Origin of the sequence: Caballeronia insecticola (genome assembly GCF_000402035.1) — a bacterium.
Taxonomy (GTDB): Bacteria; Pseudomonadota; Gammaproteobacteria; order Burkholderiales; family Burkholderiaceae; genus Caballeronia; species Caballeronia insecticola.
Genome location: NC_021289.1, coordinates 1,107,729 through 1,126,075 on the forward strand (window position 1 = coordinate 1,107,729; position 18,347 = coordinate 1,126,075).

The following is an 18,347-nucleotide window of genomic DNA, read 5'->3' on the forward strand; positions in this document are numbered from 1 at the left end:
CTCAGGAAGCCGCGGAATTCAGGCTGCCCGCGCCGGATCGCCACACGAAACGCATGGCGCGGCGCAGGAGAGAGGGAGCGCTTTCGAAATGAGTGGCTTGGGGTAATTCCGCCTGCGGTAATTCCACTTGCGGTAATTCCGCATGATCGTGCGATGCGTCCGCAATCGCATTCGCAATTGCAATTGCAATTGCTTCGACGACTTCAGGTTCCGGAGGCGGAAGCCTGTCACGCGCATCGCCGCAACGTTCGTTGAGCAGACGGCGCATGTCGGGGTCGTCGATCAGGGCTTGCGCGGTTGTCATGCCGCGTTCGAATTGCAGGGCATAGGCGATGTCGCCGAAGTTTTCGTAGCGGCCGCTATCGGCCAGCTCGAACGCCAGCTCGACGGTGCGCTGGCGCTTCCATGCATCGAGATCGTCGTGGGCTGTGCTCACAGATGTCCTCTGCCTCGCGAATGAGGTGCAACGATGTTAGCCCGCGCCGCGCGAATTCCTGTTGTCCGGTCACAACAAGCAGACAAAACTCGCTTAAGAAATCATACAAAAAGCGCTTGCGTAAAGCCTTGAATTCGCGATAGCCCTTGCTTGACATGACGCCTTAACGGTATTTAATTTATTCACCCGTTCGCTTAAAAAATGGCGGGCGGCCGCCGACATCTCCTATCTGCGCTGTGAAGCAGTCCCGACGTATTGGATGTTCGCCCCTTGCCGAGCGCAATGTGCCTTTATCGGAGCCGCGTCATGATCCCGCTTTCAGGAAGTCCGGCACGCGTGGCCGCGCTTGCGCTTTCATGCGCGCTTGCCGCGCTCGTTGCATCTATCGCCGGATGCGGCGGTTCGGATTCGCCGGACACCTCCGTGCCGGACGCCATCACGCAGGTCATGAAAAAGCCCTTATATCAGGGCTCGACGTGGGCATTGCGCGTCGTCGATCTGAACTCGGGCGATGTGATCTACGACATGAATTCGAACGCGCAGCTTTATGTCGCGTCGGTGCGCAAGGTCTTTTCGCTGGGCGCGACGCTCGATCAATATGGCGCGCAGCATCAGTTTCAGACGCCGGTTTATCGGCTCGGCACTGTCGATGCAACCGGCACGCTCAACGGCAATCTCGTGCTCGTTGCGAGCGGCGATCTCTCGATGGGCGGCCGCACGAATCCCGACGGCACGCTCGCCATTTCGAACTTCGACCATAACGAAGCGAACAGCCTAGGCAATGCGCAGCTCACCGCGCCCGATCCGCTCGCGGGCTATAACCTGCTCGCCGCACAAGTGGCGGCGGCGGGCATCAAGACGATCAACGGCGACGTCGTGATCGACGACCGGCTTTTCGAGCCCTTCGATTTCCGCGACGAATTCTTCGTGCGGCCGATCTTCGTCAACGACGACGTGGTCGATACGATCATCGGTCAAGGCAGCGCGGGCTCGGCGTCGCCGGTCGATTACCGGCCGAAGTCGACAGCCTTCACCGTTCAGTCCACGCTGATGACGACGGCCGCCGGCACGAACGCCGACATCGAAGTCACGCCCGAGCGCCCAGCGTGCTTCGGTGCGCTCAATTGCACCGGCGTCTTGAGCGGCACGATTCCGGCGGGCTACGTGCCGCCCATCGTCCCGAGCTTTCCGGTGATCCGCACGTTCCGCATCACGCAGCCGGCGAACTATGCGCGCACCGTGCTCATCGAGGCGCTGGCGCGCGCGGGCGTGACCGTGAGCGCGGCGGCGGTCGCGAACAATCCGGTGCAGTTGCTGCCCGCGAAGAACGCCTATTCCGCGTCGACGCGCGTGGCGCAACTCACGTCGCAGACGCTGGACCAGTATGCGAAATGGATTTTGAAGGTCAGCTATAACATCGGCGCGGATACGAGCCTGATGCTGTTCGGCGTCGCGAACAACGGCTCGACGACACTCGACGCGGCGCTCGCAGCCGAACGCGCGACGCTCTCCGGCGCGTCGTTCAATGTGCCGATGGATCAGACGCATTTCATCGACGGCAGCGGCGGCGGCGAGACCACCGCGACGCCGATTGCGGTCATCGCGATGTTGCGCGCCATGAACGGCCGCGCGGCCTTCCCGGCTTATCTGGCTGCGATGCCGGTCCTGGGCGTCGATGGCTCGCTTGCAAGCACGACCGACTTCGAGAGCGATCCGACGCTCGCGGGCGCGAAGGGCAAGGTCTACGCGAAAACCGGCACGTACGCCGCAGGCACGGACGGCCCGAACGGGCCGCAGGTTCTGCTGAAGGGACAAGCCTTCGCGGGCTATATGGACGCGAAGAGCGGCCGCAGGCTTGCGTACGCGCTGATCGTCAACAACGTGCCGATCAGCGATGTGCCCGAAGTCCTCAACGTGTTTCAGGACGAAGGCACGATCTCGGCGATCATCTGGAAGCTACAGTAAGTCTTGCCGCTTATCACGCAGCGACAAACGCCAGCACCGCGCGATTGAACGCGCCGGGGCTGGCGACGTTCATCCCGTGCGATGCGCCCGCAATCGTCTGCCGCTCCGCGAACTCGATCCACTCTTCCAGCTTGTCGACGTTGTTGCGGAACATGCGCGGACTCTTCTGGCCGTCGATCAACAGCGTGCGGCATTTGATGTCGCGCGCGGCCTCGCGCGTGTAAGCGGGCAGCGGATCGCGGAACTGCTTGGGCAGCGTGAGCACGTTGTCGAGCGCCATGCGCCGAAAGCCTTCCGTGCTCTTGTTCCAGAAGCCGGGCATGCTCACCGAATCGACGAACATCTCAAGGCCCCGGTCGAATTCGCCTTGCTCGATCAAGTCGGCGACGCGCGCGCGCAACGCATTGGTCGCGGGCGGCAGCGTCGCGGCCACGGCCTGCGGCGTGGTTTGCAGCGGGCCGCCCGGATCGGCGAGCGTGAGCGTCTTCACGAGCCGCGGATGCTCCCGCGCCAGATGAAACGCAATGCAGCCGCCGCGCGAATGCCCGACGAGATGCACCGGCGCGAGATCGAGCGCTTCGATGAACGCGGCCATCTCCGCAACGTGCGCCTCCACGCTGAATTCGCCCTGCACGAAGGCATCGACGGCGGGCCAGTAGTGCGACAGACTCGGCGCGATGCAGCGGAACTGCTTCGCGAGCGGCAAGATTTGCGCGCTCCAGTAGCGGTAATCGCACAGCGATCCGTGCACGAACACGAGCGGTTCGCCCTCGCCGCAGTCGATATACGGCACGGAAATGCCGGAAGCCGTCGTGGCGAACGACGGTTCGGGCAGGCCCTGCACGGCAGTCAGCACGGAAAGATCGATTCGCGCGTTCATCGGTTGGCTCCTTTCCTGCACTATGCGCCGCTCCTATTCAAAAGAAAATCGCATAATATTGATAGAATCGTTCAGATTTTCTGATGGCAAAGTCCATATACAAAACCCGTTCGAATAATGAAAGCGCTCGACCTGGATGTTCTCTCGATGATCGTCGCGGTGGCGGACACCGGCAATATCAGCCGCGCGGCGGAACTCGTGCATCGCTCGCAATCGGCGGTGAGCATGCAGATCAAGACACTGGAAACCGCGCTCGGCAAGCCGCTTTTCGTGCGCAAGCCGCGCAGCGTGGTGCCGACGCAGGACGGCGAAGTGCTGCTCACCTACGCACGCCGCATGATCGCGCTGCGCGACGAAGCGTGGGCGGCGGTCGTGCGGCCGGACGTGACCGGGCGCGTGGTGATCGGCGTTCCGGACGATTACGCGTCGTCGCTGTTTCCGCCGATCCTCAAGAAATTTTCGGCGACGTATCCGAAGGTGGAGATTCAGGTCGTCGGCTTGCCGAGCGTAGCCCTCGCGCCGATGGTGAAGGACGGCACCGTCGATCTCGTCTGCGCAACGCGCGTCAAAGGCCTTTCCGGCGAATTTCTGCGACACGAACCGATGGTCTGGGCCGCAGCGCCGGGCGCCACGGAAATCTGGAAGGAACGGCCGCTGCCGATCGCGGTGTTTCTGCCCGGCAGCGTCGCGCGCGAGAACGCGATTCGCAGCCTGGAGCGCGCGCGCATCGGCTATCGCACGTCGTACGAAAGCCCGAGCCTGCTCGGTCTTCTGACCATGGCCGAAGCCGGTCTCGCCGTCACGCCGCTTGCAAAGTGCGCGGTGCCCGCGCACTTCACGCTGCTCGGCGCGGCGCAAGGCTTGCCCGATATCGGCACGCTCGAAGTGGTGCTGGCGCGCAGCGCGGCGTCGAAACGTCCGCCGTGCGACTTTCTCGCCGAGCGCATCAGGGCCGAGTTGCGACGCTGATTGCGGTGTCCAGGGCGCGCACGCGGCGCGAAGTCCACGCGCGCAGCATGGCGTTCGATGCGACCATCGGCAACGACGCCGCCATGATGCGATACACATCGTTGCGCCGAACCTTCGAAATTTTCTGCGGATCGAGCCACGCGTCGTTATGCGCGAGCAGCACGAGCGTGTCGAGTCCGATCATGATCGGCCACAGGCAGGCGAGACGCAGACGCACCGCGCTTCGCGGAATGGCGAGCGTGTAGTCGATCGCATCCTGATAGAGCGCCAGCGACGTGCGCAACAATTCGAACAGCACGGGCCGCGCGCGCGCCGACGTTTGCGGATCCAGCAGATCGCGCGGCGTCAGACCCTGCTTTGCGAGCATCGATTCAGGCAGATAGCAGCGGCCGATACGCAGATCGCGCGCGCAATCGCGCAGCACGTTTGTCATCTGCAACGCTTGGCCGAAGCGCACACCGCGCGTGAGCATCGTGTCGGGCGCGGCGCTCAGCGTGCCCGGCATGTGCGCATAAGTCATCTTCGTCCAGAATTCGCCGACGCAGCCCGCGACCAGATACGTGTAGCGATCCAGTTCGTCGAACGCGCCGAGTGCGGCGAGCTTGCCCGACGTTTCATCGGGGAAAGTGCGCAGATCGAATTCCATGCCGGTGGTGAGCGTCGTGACGATATCGCGCACCGCGGCCTGATCGGGCTCGCTCAATTGCGGCAGAATCGCGAGCGCGGCGCCCAGAGATTCGAGCAACGTGCGTTCATCGGGCTGCGCCTGCTGGCCCGCGACCTCGCCCGCGATCTGCGCGAGCGCGCCGTCGTCGGGTGCGCCGTTGACTTGCGCGCGCAGCGCGAGCAGCAAGTCGAGCCGGCGTTGCGGCGGGATCAGCGATGTATCCGCGATCGTATCGGCTGCACGCGCGAGCAGATACGCAAGACCGATAGGATCGCGCATGCCGCCCGGCAAAATGCGCAGCGTGAGATAAAACGACCGCGACACGCTCTTGAGAAGCGGGCCGAGCAGAACGGCCCGGGACGAATTGTTCATGACGTGGATCGGAAGGTCTCGGCTAGGCGCGCGATGATCGCGCGCCAGCGAATTGTATCCGTCCGCGTGGATGACCCGTTTTGACGTGCGCGTGTTTGACGTGACCACGCGGATGATGCGCGATATGCAGCATCACGCGCTTCGGATGCTTCGCGCTCGCCGTCCGCTCGACTTGATGCTTCGCGTTTGCCGCACGCTCGACCGGATGCTTCGCGCTTGCCGCGCGCTCGACATGATGGCCGCCAACATGATGGTCGGCTTCCTGGGCGACATGCCGGCTGACGGGTTCGAGAATCACGTCCTCGCTGCCCGCTCTGAGCAGACCCAGTTTGCTCGCCGCCGCGTAGGACAGATCGATCGATCGGCCCTTCACATAAGGACCGCGATCGTTGATGCGCACGATGACCGACCGCGTCCTCGTCAGATTGCTGACGCGCACGAAGGTCCCGAGCGGAAGTTTGCGATGCGCCGCCGTGAACGCGTACATGTCATAAGGTTCGCCGCTGGCCGTAGGACGCCCCTGAAATCTGCCTGCGTAATATGAGGCGCGTCCGATTTCGGCGATGTCAGTCGTTCGGGGACTGCGGTAATCGAACGGCTCGGCTTTCAGAGAATGCTTAGACTCGGATTTGGCGGGATGCTTCTTCTGGGCGTCGGGCAACGGCGGCAGCGGCGCGACCGATACATCGTGCGTCGTATGCGTGCGCGCCTCTGCCGTAACGGCGCCCGAGGTGGCGGCAACGGCGAGTCCAACCAGATGCCACGGTGTAACGAATCCTTTGTCCTGCATGAGCGAGCCTCTCCATGAAATACCGATACGTCTGGATCGGCTCGCTCACAACGTCTACGTCGCTTCAGGGTTGACGACAGCGACGCAAATATGACTCAACGTTACACACGCGCGCGGCTTACAGCGCGCCTTTCGGTTTCACACATTTAGACTTCGTTCGACAGCGTTTCAGATTGCGCTTTATCCGCACCGATCAGCTCCGGCATGAGCGCCCAGACTTCCGCGCGCAAGTACTGTTCGAAGTCCTCGCGCACTTCGGGATGCTGCAACGCGAACTGGATCGTCGCCTTCAGATAGCCGAGCTTGCTGCCGCAGTCGAAGCGCGTGCCGTAATAGCGGTATGCGAGCACTTGCTCATCGGCCAGAAGCGAGCCGATGGCATCGGTCAACTGAATCTCTCCGCCGACATTCGGCCGCGTGTTGCGCAGGTGATCGAAGATGCTTGGCATCAGCACATATCGCCCGACCACGCCGAGATTCGAAGGCGCAAGGGCGGGCTGCGGCTTCTCGACGATGCCCGACATCTTGATGATGTCCTCTTCCCATTCGCGCCCTTCGATCACGCCGTAGGATGCGCTGTCTTCGCGCGCGATGCGCTCAACGCCGATGACCGAGCTGTGATAGTGATCGAAGACTTCGACGAGTTGCTTCATGACAGGCTGCGCGCCGTGCAGCAGATCGTCGGCGAGAATGACAGCGAAGGGCTGATCGCCGACGAGACGCTCGGCACACAGCACCGCGTGACCGAGACCGAGCGCCGACGCCTGCCGCACGTAAAAGCAATCGACGTTTGCGGGCTTGATACTGCGCACTGCGTCGAGCAACGCAGCCTTGTTGCGCGCTTCGAGTTCCGCTTCGAGTTCATAGGACTTGTCGAAGTGATCCTCGATGGCACGCTTGCCGCGGCCGGTCACGAAGATCATCTCCGTGATGCCTGCCGCAATGGCCTCTTCCACCGCGTATTGAATGAGCGGCTTATCGACCACTGGCAGCATTTCCTTGGGGCTCGCCTTGGTCGCCGGTAAAAAGCGTGTACCGAGACCCGCGACTGGAAACACCGCCTTGGTCACCTTAAGCATGACTTCTCCCTCCAGATCGAAACCGGTAATAGAAATGTCCCCGATTCTTGAGCCCGGCTCTGGCGGCCGGATCGATGTGACGCTTCGCTTATTCGCTTAGTCCGCTTCTTCCGCTTGCGGCGTCGCGGCGCGAGTCGAGCCGCGCTTGCGCAGCGGACTCAGCGGGTCGTTGCGAAGTGCGTCGCGATATGCCGAAACGGCCGCGAGAACGAGCAGAACGGCCGCGCCGGCTATTGCATGCATATCCATGATCGACATCCATTCGGCGTTTAGATGAGAATCAAACGTATCAGAAAAAAATCGATAAATAATGCGCGGCGCTTAGGCGGGTTTTTTTACGCTTAGGCAGGCTTTTTTTAGTTAGGCGTGCAATTGCGACTGCACTAAGATCGACTAGAACTCCTTTGCGGCCTGAGCCCTATCTATGAGCGATTCCTCCGTATTCGCGACATCCGGTGCGCTTCAAGCGAGCGCGGTCCTTGAAGACAAGGACGTGGCGATCAACGCATGGCGTGGAATCGCCGCGTTGCTCGTCGCCTATTTTCATTGCCGTCAGGTGACGTGGATCGGCATGCAGCAGTTTCATCGAACGTCGCATGGATGGGATGCGAACGCCGTCATCAGCTATTTGACGTTCCCGATCGCGTGGGGATCGGCGGGTGTGCCGATTTTCTTCGTTATTAGCGGGTATTGCATTCATCGCGCGATGGCACGCAAGTTGATTGCGAACCCGTCCGCTACGCTCGATAGCCGCAATTTCATGATGCGAAGGCTTGCGCGCATTTATCCGGTGTTGATCGCCGCTTTGCTTCTGACGTTCGCGTTCGATTCGCTGAGCACGACGTTCCTGCCCGTCAGTCACAAGATCAATCCGTTCGATCTGCACGCGTTTCTTGTCAATCTGTTATCGCTGCAAGGCATTGCGGGGAAGACGTTCGGGTCGAACGGCGCGTTGTGGACGCTTTCCATCGAAGTGCAGTTTTATCTCGTGTATCCGCTGTTGCTGGCCTTACGGCGGCGCATCGGCATGCGAGGGGTGTTGATAGTCGTCGGCGTTGTGAATATAGCGTCGGCGTTTGTGTTCGAGCGGCATCAGGTTATCGTCTGCACGTCTTACTGGTTTGCGTGGACATTGGGCGCGTGGATTGCGGAAGCCAAAGTGAAGGGCTTCGAGGCTCGGCGTCACATAGGTTTGATCGCGGCCTTGATCGCGCTAGTCGGCTGCGGCGCGTTCAGCCTCGCGCAGTATGTGGCGTTTCAGCTTTGGGCCATTGCGTTCGCACTATATCTCTTCGCCGCGCTCGATATGCCCATGCGTGAGACGTTTGTGGTGCGCGGCTTGTCATGGCTCGGCGAGTTCAGCTTCTCGCTCTATGTCGTCCATCTGCCCATTTTCGTGCTGCTCGGATCGATCTTCTTCAGATCGGCATTGCAGACGGATATCTGGGCTTCGATTGCTTTTACTGTCGTCGCCGTCGGGGCCGCTTACGTGTTCTATTTCGTCGTCGAGCGGCCCGCGATGATGTGGTCTGCGGCGCTCAAGAAGGTGCGGCGCCCTGCTTGAGTCAGGGCCGACCTTACCCGCGCTTGCGTGAACGTTCCGCCACGTCCTCCAGAATCTTCTCCACGCTCTCCACATATCGCTGCGTGCCGAAGCGGCTTGTCGCATTGACATAACCCTGCTCGACGAGCCTATCGCGCAACGGCGCATTGCTCTTCAGCCGCTCCAGGATTCGCGCCAGTTCGGCCGCATCGCCGGGTGAACACAGCAGGCCGTTCTCCCCGTCCTCGACAATATCCATCACGCCGCCCGCGCGCGATGCCACGACCGGCCGCTTGGACAGCATCCCTTCGATGATCACGCGCCCGAACGGCTCCGCCATGATCGACGTATGCGTCACGACATCGACGGCCTTCATGCATGCGGCGATATCGTCCTGAAAGCCGAGAAAATGCACGCGATCTCCGAGCGCGTGTTCACTCACGAACGCACGTAACTCGGCCTCATAGTCGTCTTCGCCGAACAGCGCCGCGCCGACGAATACCGCATGCATCTCGGGACATTCCAGCAGCGCCTCAAGCAACACATGCTGTCCTTTCCAGCGCGCGAGGCGGCTAAAACAGCCGACCAGAAACGCATCGCGCGGCAAGCCGAAACGCGCGCGCAACTCGTGCTGCGCAACAGCTTCGATATCCGTGAAAGGCTCGGCGGAGATGCCGTTAAACACGACATCGAGCCGTTCCTCGCGCAAACGCGTGAGCGCCGTCACGGCCGCAGCAGACGCCGTCGAGTTCGCAATTACATGTTCGAGCATCAGCTTCGTGCACCACTTGATGACCGCAAGCTGAGTGCGGCCGAAATGCTCCTCGCTGACGATATCGCGCAGATGCCACACTACAGGCCTGCGCGAGATGAGACCGGCAATCGCGCCGATGACCATCGCGCGTTGCGTGTTCACATAGATGACATCCGCATTGCGCGACTTTTCGAGCGTGCCGCGCAAAAGCCTGAGCACGCCGCTCAGCATGCTCATGCCCGGACGCGTCTTACCGTCCTTGCGCACGTCGCCGAGCGACTTGCCGTCGAGCACGTCGACCTTCACGCCGACCGCTTCCAGTGCAATGCGGAACGGGCCGTCATCGAACAGAACGGTCTCCACGTTGCCGCGCATGTTCTTGACGACCTCTAGCATCGACAACTCTGCGCCGCCCAATGCTCCGCTCTGATCGACGGCAAGCACGCGCAAATCGCTCGGCGTTTCGGTCTTAACCGGTGTCACCTTCTGCTCTTCGACGGGCAACGGCGGCAGCGTGAACTGCGGCGCGATACGCGTCACATGCGCATGCAATGCCGCGCGAAAATGCGCATTCGAGAAGCGCTCTGCATTCTTGCGGCAATCGGCCGGGCGAAACGTCATTGCGCCGCTTTCGAATTCATCGACTGCATCGATGATCGCTTGCGGTGTCTGCGTCGGAAAGAACATGCCGGTGGGCGCGTCATACGATGCATCGAGCACGGTTTCGAGCGCGCCGCCCTTGCCATACGCGATGACCGGCGTGCCGCACGCCTGCGCTTCGACAACCGAAATCCCGAAGTCCTCTTCCGCCGCGAAGACGAATGCCTTGGCGCGCTGCATCTTTTCGTGCAACACATCGAACGGCTGATAACCCATGATCTCGACGTTAGGCGTAGCCTTTGCGCGAATCTTCGCCATGTCGGGACCATCGCCGATCACGACGAGCTTGCGCTCCGGCATGCGTGCAAACGCTTCAACGATCAGATCGATCTTCTTGTACGGCACCATGCGCGACGCAGTCAGATAAAAATCTTCCTTCTGCTCGCGAAGCACGAACGAAGCCACATCGACCGGCGGAAAGATCACCTTCGACGTGCGCCTGTAGACCTTGTGTATGCGTCGCGCAATAAAGTCCGAGTTGGCGATGAAATGATTCACCGAATTCGACGTGCGAATATCCCAGTTGCGCATGTAATGCAGGATCAGCCGCGCAAACAGCGACTTCATGCCCGCCGTCAGATTCGATTGCTGAAGATATTGATGCTGCAAGTCCCATGCGTAGCGTATCGGCGAATGCACATAGCTCACATGCACCTGATCAGGTCCGGTCAACACGCCCTTGGCCACCGCATGACTGCTCGATATGATCAGGTCGTATCCGGAAAGATCGAGCTGTTCGATGGCAAGCGGCATGAGCGGCAAATACGCGCGATAACGCTTCTTCGCGAACGGCAGTTTCTGAATGAACGAAGTCGTCGCATGCTTGCCGCGCAGAAACGAACGATCTTCGAGGAAGTCGACCACGCTGAAGATATCCGCATCCGGAAAGCACGCGATGATCTGCTCCAGCACGCGCTCGGCGCCCGCGTAAGTGACGAGCCAGTCGTGCACGATCGCCACGCGCGGCGCGCCGTTTTCGCGCGTGACAGTGCGCTCGCGTTGCGGCGTCGGCGTCATCGCCGGTCCGCTCTCATGTAGAAAGTGACGAGTCTTTGCGCGTCCGATAAACGCGTCTTCGAAATCCATTTTCATGCGTCACTCCTCGCTTTAAGCGGTGAAGGGGTGCGTCCGATAATCTTTTGCGCGAATGCCACGACAAGCGCCCGCAAAGCCGGATGCGTCAGCGCGGACCATGCTGCATTGACAATCGCAAGCAGCAATGCCGCGCCGATTGCGCAGAGCGGATGAGTCATCGCATCGATGACATCGCCGAGCGCGAGACCGGCGACAAGGAACACGAGATGCGCGAGCATGTCGAGGGCGATGGGCTTTGCGCGCACGCGCGACATCCACAAGAGCACCGCGTAATCCGCAAGCGAGCGCAACGCGACAACACTCGCTGCGCCCACCGGTCCGAATCGTTCGATGCCGAACCAGAGCAAGGCGACGAAGAACGGCAACTGAACGAGCCCGGCGCGCGCGGCTGTCGCGGGATTGATCTGCGACTGAATCAAAATGCGCGTGACGCTCGCCTGCCCGACGAGCCACACCGCGAGCACCAGAATGCGGCCCACCGGCGCACTTGCAACGGCCAGGTCTGCGCCGATCCACACGTGCAGGAACGGTTCGAGCACGAGCATCGCGAACAACGCGAATGGCGTGAAGACGCCGTTGAGAAAGACGAGCGACGTCGTCGCCATGCCGTTCGCATCGCTGCGATCGATCGCGGAGAGGCGCGGAAAGAGCGTGCGCACCATCGCGTTGGGCAACATGTTCAGACGCGTGACGAGGTTCTGCGGCACCGTGTAATAGGTAACGAAGCGTGCGCCGAGATGCGCGCCGAGCAGCACGCGATCGAGTGAATCGGTGAGCATCGTCGTGATGGATGACACCAGCATCCAGCCGCCGAAGCGAAACAGGCCGCCCGCTACGTGACGTCTCGGCCAGTCGATGCGGCGAATCTCCAGCAGCTTGAAACTGGCTCGCGCAAGCAACAGCGCGGCGAGCAAACGCGCGAGCACAGCGGCTGCGATAACCGTCTGCAGATTCGGTGCGATGAACCACGCCGCGCCCAACGGCAACAACTGAAAGAGAAAAGTGCCGAAGGTCTGGTTCGCGTTGTAGATGCCGAAGCGCTCCATCGCGTTGATCGCGCCCGCGAAGACCCACGAGACATTCGCAAGCGGAATGGCCAGTGCGAGCCACGGCAACGCGCGATAAACCTCTTGCTGCAAAGCGGGCGCCGAATGCGCGACATACGCCGTGTACATGAATGCGCCGAAATAAATCGCAAGGCCACCGATCACACCGGTCGCGAAGTTGAGCCACACCGCGCTCCAGAACACGCGCGTGCGTTGTTCGACATCGCCCGATGCCTGCGCGCGTGCGATCTGATGCTGCGCCGCCATGCTCATGCCCAGATCGAGAATGCTGAAGTAGCCGATCAGCGTCCACACCAGACTGATAACGCCATAACGTTCGACGCCTACGAGCCGGATATATGCGGGCACCGTCGCGAGCGAAACGAAAGTCGGCAAAATCAACCCGATGAAGTTGATCCCGACGTTCCTGACCATGCTCTTTTCCATCGACTTTCCTCGCGCGTTCAGCTCTGGGGTGTCCAGCGGTACATCATCACCTTGCCGCGCGCGTCTTCTTCGACGAACACGAGATACTCGCCATTGCCGCGCCGGTGCGCGCTCACGCCGTTGGGCACATCCACCCAGCCGGATGCATGGCCGACTTCCGCTCCCGGTTTGATGACGCCAACTTCTCGGCCCGAGTCCTTGTCGTACACATGCACATCGCCGACCGGCTCGACTGCAAACACGTATTGCCCTTCCACCGTGATGCCGATGACAGTCGAAAGCGGCTTCGCCTGCGTGTCCCACGGAAGATCGATCGAATAGCGCGCGCGTGCATCGCTCGACCAGTGGTCGTAGCGCACGAAACGCCGCCCGACTTCCTTCCAGTAACGGCGGTCATACGGCTCATCCGCGGTATAGCCGGTGACGTACATCGTGTCCGATGCTGCGTCATATACGGCGCGGCGCAATTCGGTGAACGGCGCGGGCACGGGGTAGGTCTGCATGTTCGCGTAGTCGTAGACGGGATTGCCCTGCTTGTCGAGGCCGCCATAACGCAGACGATGAATGCCCTTCACATCGCTCGTGCGCCAGATATCGCCTTTGATGTCGACCCACCAGCCCCATCCGCCCGTGATGCGTGCCGCGCCCGGATTGCGTTGAAACTCGCCGGTATCGAAACGTCCGTCGCCGTTCTGATCGCGCCAGATCCATTCGCCGCCTTCCGGACGATTCGGCACGTTCTGCACCGGACGCGGACGTCCCGCGATAAAGCCCGATGGAATCGCGAGTTCGCCGTCGCGTTTCGCATCGAAGCGATAGATCTTCAAATGGTCCGCATACATGTCCGTCAGATAGAGAAACGTGCGGCCATCGAGCCTGCGTGCGATCGGCAAGCCCGGCCACTGATCGACATGAAATACCGGGTCATCCGGATACCTGAAGCGGCCCGATAGAAAGCCCGCGTATTTCCATTCCTGTCCCGCAGGCTTCGAGAGATCCAGTTCGAAGCGCTTGTTGCCCGTGTAGACGCTATCGGGCCGGCCGGGATCGATCCATGCGCCATCGACAAAAAGCAGGCCCTGCATCTGCCAGCGCAACGTGCCATCGGGTGCATAGCTTTCCAGCGTCGCACCGAGTCCCGCGCCGATCGGGCCATCATGCGTGCCGATTCCATTCGCCGATACATAGACGTTGCCCGCCGCATCCACGCCCACGCCCGTCAACCCGTTGAAGCGTCGCGGCCCCGGCTTGCCCGCCACGCCCGAAAAAATTCCGCCGCGCTCGCCCAATGCGCTTGATTCGCGATAGACGCTGCCTTCCTTCGCGAAGAAAAGCACTTGCTGACGCGGCCCGTTGTCCGCCACGAGCACGCGTCCTTGCTTGTCCAGCGCGATATCGACCGCCATGCTGTCCGCCGCCAAACGCGGTGCATCACTCAAGGTTTGACCCGACGCGCCGTAATGCACGACACGCGGATGCTCGCCGCGACTCTCGACGATCGCCCATAACGAGCCATCGGCACCAAGCGCGATACGCCCCGGCTGCGGCGCGCTCCATTGCGATTTCTTTTGCATCGAAGCTGCGTCGTACAGCTCGATGCGATCCTGCGATGTATTCGCCACATACAGCAACGCATCGCTTGCCGCCAGACCGCCGATATCCTGACGCGCGTCGTCAGGCGTGTCGTTGATCGTCAGAAAGCTGCGTGCGAGCACCGCGCGCGAATCTTTGTCGTTCGCAAGCGCCTTTTGCGCGATGCCGTCCTCGAAAGGCGCGGGACGTTTCATGTCGCCGATATCGCGCCGTGTCACGCCGATCCAATGCCGGCCCGAACGCGGCCACACACCTTCCTTGACGAGCCGCCCTTTCTCGTTGCCCACACCAACCGCGACATATACGTAGCGCGAATTCACCGCGACCGCATTGCCGCCCGCTGCGCCCCATCCGTGCGTGCCGCCCGCGTAGCCGAGCATCTGGCCGTCGCGATACACGCTGGCTTCCGCGCCGCTCTCGTCCCACGGCGAATTGGTGAACACGCGTCCATCGGGTGCAACGGCAATCGCCGTGATGTTGATCTGCGTCCAAGCGCCGTTGCCGAAGCCGAACGTATTGCCGATCCACGAAGACTTCGCGTCGAGCACGCGCGACGGCGCCGCTTCCGCATGTGTGACGCTTAGACTCAAGCCAAGCGCGATGCAAAGAAAAAAACCGGTGCGCCGCAAATGTTCCTCCGTTAGCGCCGCATCGACGGCCCCTTTTAGACGCTTAGAGGGTAGAGGCCAAATAAAGCTAAAAAAACGGAAATTAATCTCAGGAAAATTGCGCGTCGTCGCTTAAAAAATACGAGTGCCTGGCGCTAAAGAAATGCGGATATTTTTCCGTTTTCTTTTCCCTATCATCGGCTCATGACATCATCGACGAGGTAGAACCCATGGCCACGCAGCAGAAGGCGATCATCACAGGCGTATCGGGACAGGACGGCGCGTATCTTGCAAAGCTGCTGCTCGATAAAGGGTACGAAGTGGTCGGCACCTACCGGCGCACAAGTTCGGTGAACTTCTGGCGCATCGCGGAGCTTGGCATCGATCGTCATCCGAAGCTCAAGCTCGTCGAGCACGATCTGACCGATCTCGGTTCCAATCTTCGTTTGCTCGAAACAGCCGAAGCGGGCGAACTCTATAACCTCGCAGCGCAAAGTTTCGTCGGCGTGTCATTCGATCAGCCTTCGACCACTGCGGGCGTTACCGGTTTGGGCGCGCTCAATCTGCTCGAAGCGATCCGCGTGATCGATCCGACCATGCGCTATTACCAGGCGTCCACCTCCGAGATGTTCGGCAAGGTGCAGGCCATTCCGCAATCCGAGGAAACGCCCTTCTATCCGCGCAGTCCTTACGGCGTGGCCAAGCTGTTTGCCCACTGGACCACGATCAATTATCGCGAGTCGTACAACATCTTCGGATGCAGCGGCATTCTGTTCAATCACGAATCCCCGTTGCGTGGGCGCGAATTCGTCACGCGCAAGATCACGGACACCGTCGCGAAAATTCATCTCGGCAAGGAAGAGCTTCTTGAACTCGGCAATCTCGATGCCAAGCGCGACTGGGGCTTTGCAGCCGAATATGTCGAAGGCATGTGGCGCATGTTGCAGACGAGCGAGCCCGACACCTATGTGCTCGCGACGAATCGCACCGAAACCGTGCGCGATTTCGTGCGCATGGCCTTCGCCGCCGCGGGTTATCAGCTCGAATGGGCGGGCAAGGGTGAACGCGAGCGCGGCATCGATATCTCGACGGGCCGCACGCTCGTGCGCGTGAACCCGAAGTTCTATCGTCCGGCGGAAGTCGATCTGCTGATCGGCAGCGCGGACAAGGCGCGCGAGAAGCTCGGCTGGGCGCCCAAGACCACGCTCGAAGAACTTTGCAAGATGATGGTCGACGCCGACTTGCGGCGCAACGAACTTCAGCCGACGTTCTAGGCGACCCATGGCACGACGCGCACTCATTACGGGCCTCTCGGGCTTCACGGGCCGCCATATGGCGGTGGAACTGATGAACGCGGGCTACGACGTGTGGGGTACGACCACGCCTTCACCAGATGGAGACGTGGCCGATACCGTCGGCATTCCGGTCGATCTGCTCGATGCGGATGCGCTCAAGTCGTTCGTCACGGATGCGCGTCCCGATGTCGTCGTGCATCTCGCGGGCGCGGCGCACGTCACGGGCAATCCGCCCAGCAAGACGTATATGGTGAATATCGTCGGCACGCGCAATCTGCTTGCGGCCCTCACCGTGCTCGACAAAAAGCCGCGCGCGGTGCTGCTCGCGAGCACCGCGAACGTGTATGGCAATGCAGCCGTCGAGACCATCGATGAAGACGTCTCCATTCAGCCCGCCAACGATTACGCGGTCAGCAAGCTCGCGATGGAACATGCGGCGCGGCTCTGGATCGATCGCTTGCCGCTTATCTTCGTGAGGCCGTTCAACTATACGGGCGTCGGTCAGAGCGAGGATTATGTGCTGCCGAAGATCGTCGGGCATCATGCGCGGCGCGAGGCGCGCATATCGCTGGGCAATCTCAATGTGAGCCGCGATTTCTCGGACGTGCGCGATGTCGTCGCGACCTATGCAAAGCTGTTGCACGCGGCGCCCGTCGGCGAGACGTTCAACATCTGCTCAGGACATAGCCATTCATTGGGTCAGATGTTGCAGATGCTTGCGCGCATTGCGGGCTATGAGATCGATGTCTTCGTCGATCCGCGCTTCATGCGACGCAATGAGATTGCGAGGCTCGTCGGATCGAATCGCAAGCTGCGGCAAGTGATCGGACACGTACCGCATACGCCCATTGCGGATACGCTCGAATGGATGTACGACCATATGAGTGCTCAGGTCGCGGTGTAACTTACTCCGGCGCGTTCTTCAACGCGCCGGTTCGCAGACTCAATGCACGGGCCCTGCTTCAATCGCTTCTTCATAAACCGCAGCAACGCGCTTCGCAATGACCGAACGATCGAAGTGTTCCCACGCATAGCGCCTGCATGCGGCTTCGTCGGGCAGGTCGAGCGTGCCATCGAAGCTTGCGATCAGGCCGTTCGCAATCGCATCGGCGCCGGTCGATTCGAGCACCAGATCCTTCGATAAGCCTCTCACCGCTTCCGGCAATCCACCTACGGGCGTCACCAGCACCGGCGTACCCGACGCAAGCGACTCGACCGTGATCAAACCGAAGCCTTCGAGCGCGACAGTCGGCACGATGCTCACATCGGCGGCACGATAAAGCGCGGCGAGATGATCGTCCGGCACGAAGCCGAGCAGACGCACGTTTTCGTCCAGACCCGCGGCATCGATACGCGCCTGCAATTCCTCCGCAAGACGCCCCTTGCCCGCGATGAGCAGCAGCACGTCCGGGACTTTCTGCTTGACGCGCGTCATCGCGTCGATGAGCGATTCGAGCCCCATGCGCCGCACGAGCCTGCGCACCGCGAGCACGACCGGCCGCCCGAGCGGCAATTGCAGGCGCCTGCGCGCCTCCGTGCGCGTCATCTTCAGGTCGAACTGCGCGACATCCACGCAACCCGGCACAACGCGAATGCGCTCTTCCGGCACGCCATAGCGCGCATTCAGGATCTGCCCGAACGCTTCCGACAACACGATCAAACGCGACGAACGCGCATACACGCGCCGCTCCAGCATGAACTTCGCGCGCTGGCCAAACGAATCCGCGCCTTCGACATGACTCTCGTCTGCCCACGGCCCCTGAAAATGCGAGACCTGTGCGATACCGCGCGTCACGTCGAGACCAGGAAACGTATAAAGCGCAAAGTGCGATGAGACGACATCCGGCCGCTCGTCGCGCAACGTATCGCGCAACGCGCTGCGTGCATTCATCAAGCGACGCGGCAGCGACTGCGCCGCCGGTCCGAATCCGCGGATCGCACCGCCCGTATCCACGGCCACGCGCGGCGATCCGGCCACCACGCCGCGCACTTCGACGCCCGCCGCCGGCAATGCACCGACCAGCGTGTAATACATACGGTCGAGACCGCCCGCGCGCTCGGGAAACCAGTGCATTCCGATTTGCAGCGACTTGATGGATTGCGTGCTCGCGTGTGTGCTCATATGCCTGCCCTGTTCGATGTGATTTG

At 61.3% G+C, this 18,347-nt stretch carries 15 protein-coding genes; 5 read left to right on the forward strand and 10 right to left on the reverse strand.

Annotated features, from left to right (window positions below; all coding sequences use genetic code 11):
• Nucleotide 1 precedes the first annotated feature (1 nt).
• On the reverse strand, nucleotides 2-436 hold the full coding sequence (locus BRPE64_RS29700) for a hypothetical protein (protein ID WP_016348706.1): 435 nt from the start codon (nucleotides 434-436) through the stop codon (nucleotides 2-4).
• A 306-nt stretch (nucleotides 437-742) separates the two neighbouring features.
• Between BRPE64_RS29700 and BRPE64_RS29705 the strand changes: the two genes are divergently transcribed.
• Complete coding sequence (locus tag BRPE64_RS29705; protein WP_044043572.1) at nucleotides 743-2,401, forward strand: D-alanyl-D-alanine carboxypeptidase/D-alanyl-D-alanine-endopeptidase; 1,659 nt, start codon at nucleotides 743-745, stop codon at nucleotides 2,399-2,401.
• A gap of 13 nt (nucleotides 2,402-2,414) precedes the next feature.
• On the opposite strand, the gene BRPE64_RS29710 is transcribed toward BRPE64_RS29705, so the two are convergent.
• On the reverse strand, nucleotides 2,415-3,281 hold the full coding sequence (locus BRPE64_RS29710) for an alpha/beta fold hydrolase (protein WP_016348708.1): 867 nt from the start codon (nucleotides 3,279-3,281) through the stop codon (nucleotides 2,415-2,417).
• Between the two features lie 117 nt (nucleotides 3,282-3,398).
• Between BRPE64_RS29710 and BRPE64_RS29715 the strand changes: the two genes are divergently transcribed.
• Nucleotides 3,399-4,250, forward strand: a complete 852-nt coding sequence (locus BRPE64_RS29715) for a LysR substrate-binding domain-containing protein (RefSeq protein WP_016348709.1) — start codon at nucleotides 3,399-3,401, stop codon at nucleotides 4,248-4,250.
• Here BRPE64_RS29715 and BRPE64_RS29720 read toward each other — a convergent pair.
• The 4 genes from BRPE64_RS29720 to BRPE64_RS33515 all read right to left on the reverse strand — a co-directional run bounded on the left by BRPE64_RS29720 (nucleotide 4,228) and on the right by BRPE64_RS33515 (nucleotide 7,407).
• The gene (locus tag BRPE64_RS29720; RefSeq protein ID WP_016348710.1) at nucleotides 4,228-5,289 is read right to left on the reverse strand and encodes a phytoene/squalene synthase family protein; all 1,062 of its coding nucleotides are present in this window, start codon (nucleotides 5,287-5,289) and stop codon (nucleotides 4,228-4,230) included. The genes BRPE64_RS29715 and BRPE64_RS29720 overlap by 23 nt on opposite strands.
• 22 nt (nucleotides 5,290-5,311) lie before the next feature.
• A complete protein-coding gene (locus BRPE64_RS32150; protein ID WP_016348711.1) occupies nucleotides 5,312-6,079 on the reverse strand; it encodes a septal ring lytic transglycosylase RlpA family protein in 768 nt (255 codons plus the stop codon).
• A 146-nt stretch (nucleotides 6,080-6,225) separates the two neighbouring features.
• On the reverse strand, nucleotides 6,226-7,158 hold the full coding sequence (galU, locus tag BRPE64_RS29730) for a UTP--glucose-1-phosphate uridylyltransferase GalU (RefSeq protein ID WP_016348712.1): 933 nt from the start codon (nucleotides 7,156-7,158) through the stop codon (nucleotides 6,226-6,228).
• Between the two features lie 96 nt (nucleotides 7,159-7,254).
• Nucleotides 7,255-7,407, reverse strand: coding sequence for a hypothetical protein (locus BRPE64_RS33515; protein ID WP_173405484.1), 153 nt, complete (start codon nucleotides 7,405-7,407; stop codon nucleotides 7,255-7,257).
• A 175-nt stretch (nucleotides 7,408-7,582) separates the two neighbouring features.
• On the opposite strand from BRPE64_RS33515, the gene BRPE64_RS29735 reads away from it, so the two are divergent.
• Nucleotides 7,583-8,722, forward strand: coding sequence for an acyltransferase family protein (locus tag BRPE64_RS29735; protein WP_016348714.1), 1,140 nt, complete (start codon nucleotides 7,583-7,585; stop codon nucleotides 8,720-8,722).
• A 13-nt stretch (nucleotides 8,723-8,735) separates the two neighbouring features.
• Here the strand turns inward: BRPE64_RS29735 and BRPE64_RS29740 are convergent, their stop codons facing one another.
• From BRPE64_RS29740 to BRPE64_RS33090, 3 genes are read right to left on the reverse strand one after another with little or no spacing between them, the layout of a single operon-like run.
• A complete protein-coding gene (locus tag BRPE64_RS29740; protein WP_016348715.1) occupies nucleotides 8,736-11,207 on the reverse strand; it encodes a glycosyltransferase family 4 protein in 2,472 nt (823 codons plus the stop codon).
• Nucleotides 11,204-12,703: an oligosaccharide flippase family protein gene (locus BRPE64_RS29745; RefSeq protein WP_016348716.1), complete on the reverse strand. Its 1,500-nt coding sequence runs from the start codon at nucleotides 12,701-12,703 to the stop codon at nucleotides 11,204-11,206. Before BRPE64_RS29745 ends, BRPE64_RS29740 begins: the two co-directional genes overlap by 4 nt.
• Before the next feature lie 17 nt (nucleotides 12,704-12,720).
• Nucleotides 12,721-14,925: an NHL repeat-containing protein gene (locus BRPE64_RS33090; protein ID WP_016348717.1), complete on the reverse strand. Its 2,205-nt coding sequence runs from the start codon at nucleotides 14,923-14,925 to the stop codon at nucleotides 12,721-12,723.
• Between the two features lie 209 nt (nucleotides 14,926-15,134).
• Here BRPE64_RS33090 and gmd point away from each other — a divergent pair, with 209 nt between their 5' ends.
• Nucleotides 15,135-16,178, forward strand: coding sequence for a GDP-mannose 4,6-dehydratase (gene gmd / locus BRPE64_RS29755; protein WP_016348718.1), 1,044 nt, complete (start codon nucleotides 15,135-15,137; stop codon nucleotides 16,176-16,178).
• Between the two features lie 7 nt (nucleotides 16,179-16,185).
• Nucleotides 16,186-17,103 (forward strand): GDP-mannose 4,6-dehydratase, encoded by a 918-nt coding sequence (locus BRPE64_RS29760; RefSeq protein WP_016348719.1) that lies wholly within the window; start codon nucleotides 16,186-16,188, stop codon nucleotides 17,101-17,103.
• A 39-nt stretch (nucleotides 17,104-17,142) separates the two neighbouring features.
• Here the strand turns inward: BRPE64_RS29760 and BRPE64_RS29765 are convergent, their stop codons facing one another.
• Nucleotides 17,143-18,321 (reverse strand): glycosyltransferase family 4 protein, encoded by a 1,179-nt coding sequence (locus BRPE64_RS29765; RefSeq protein WP_016348720.1) that lies wholly within the window; start codon nucleotides 18,319-18,321, stop codon nucleotides 17,143-17,145.
• Nucleotides 18,322-18,347 lie beyond the last annotated feature (26 nt).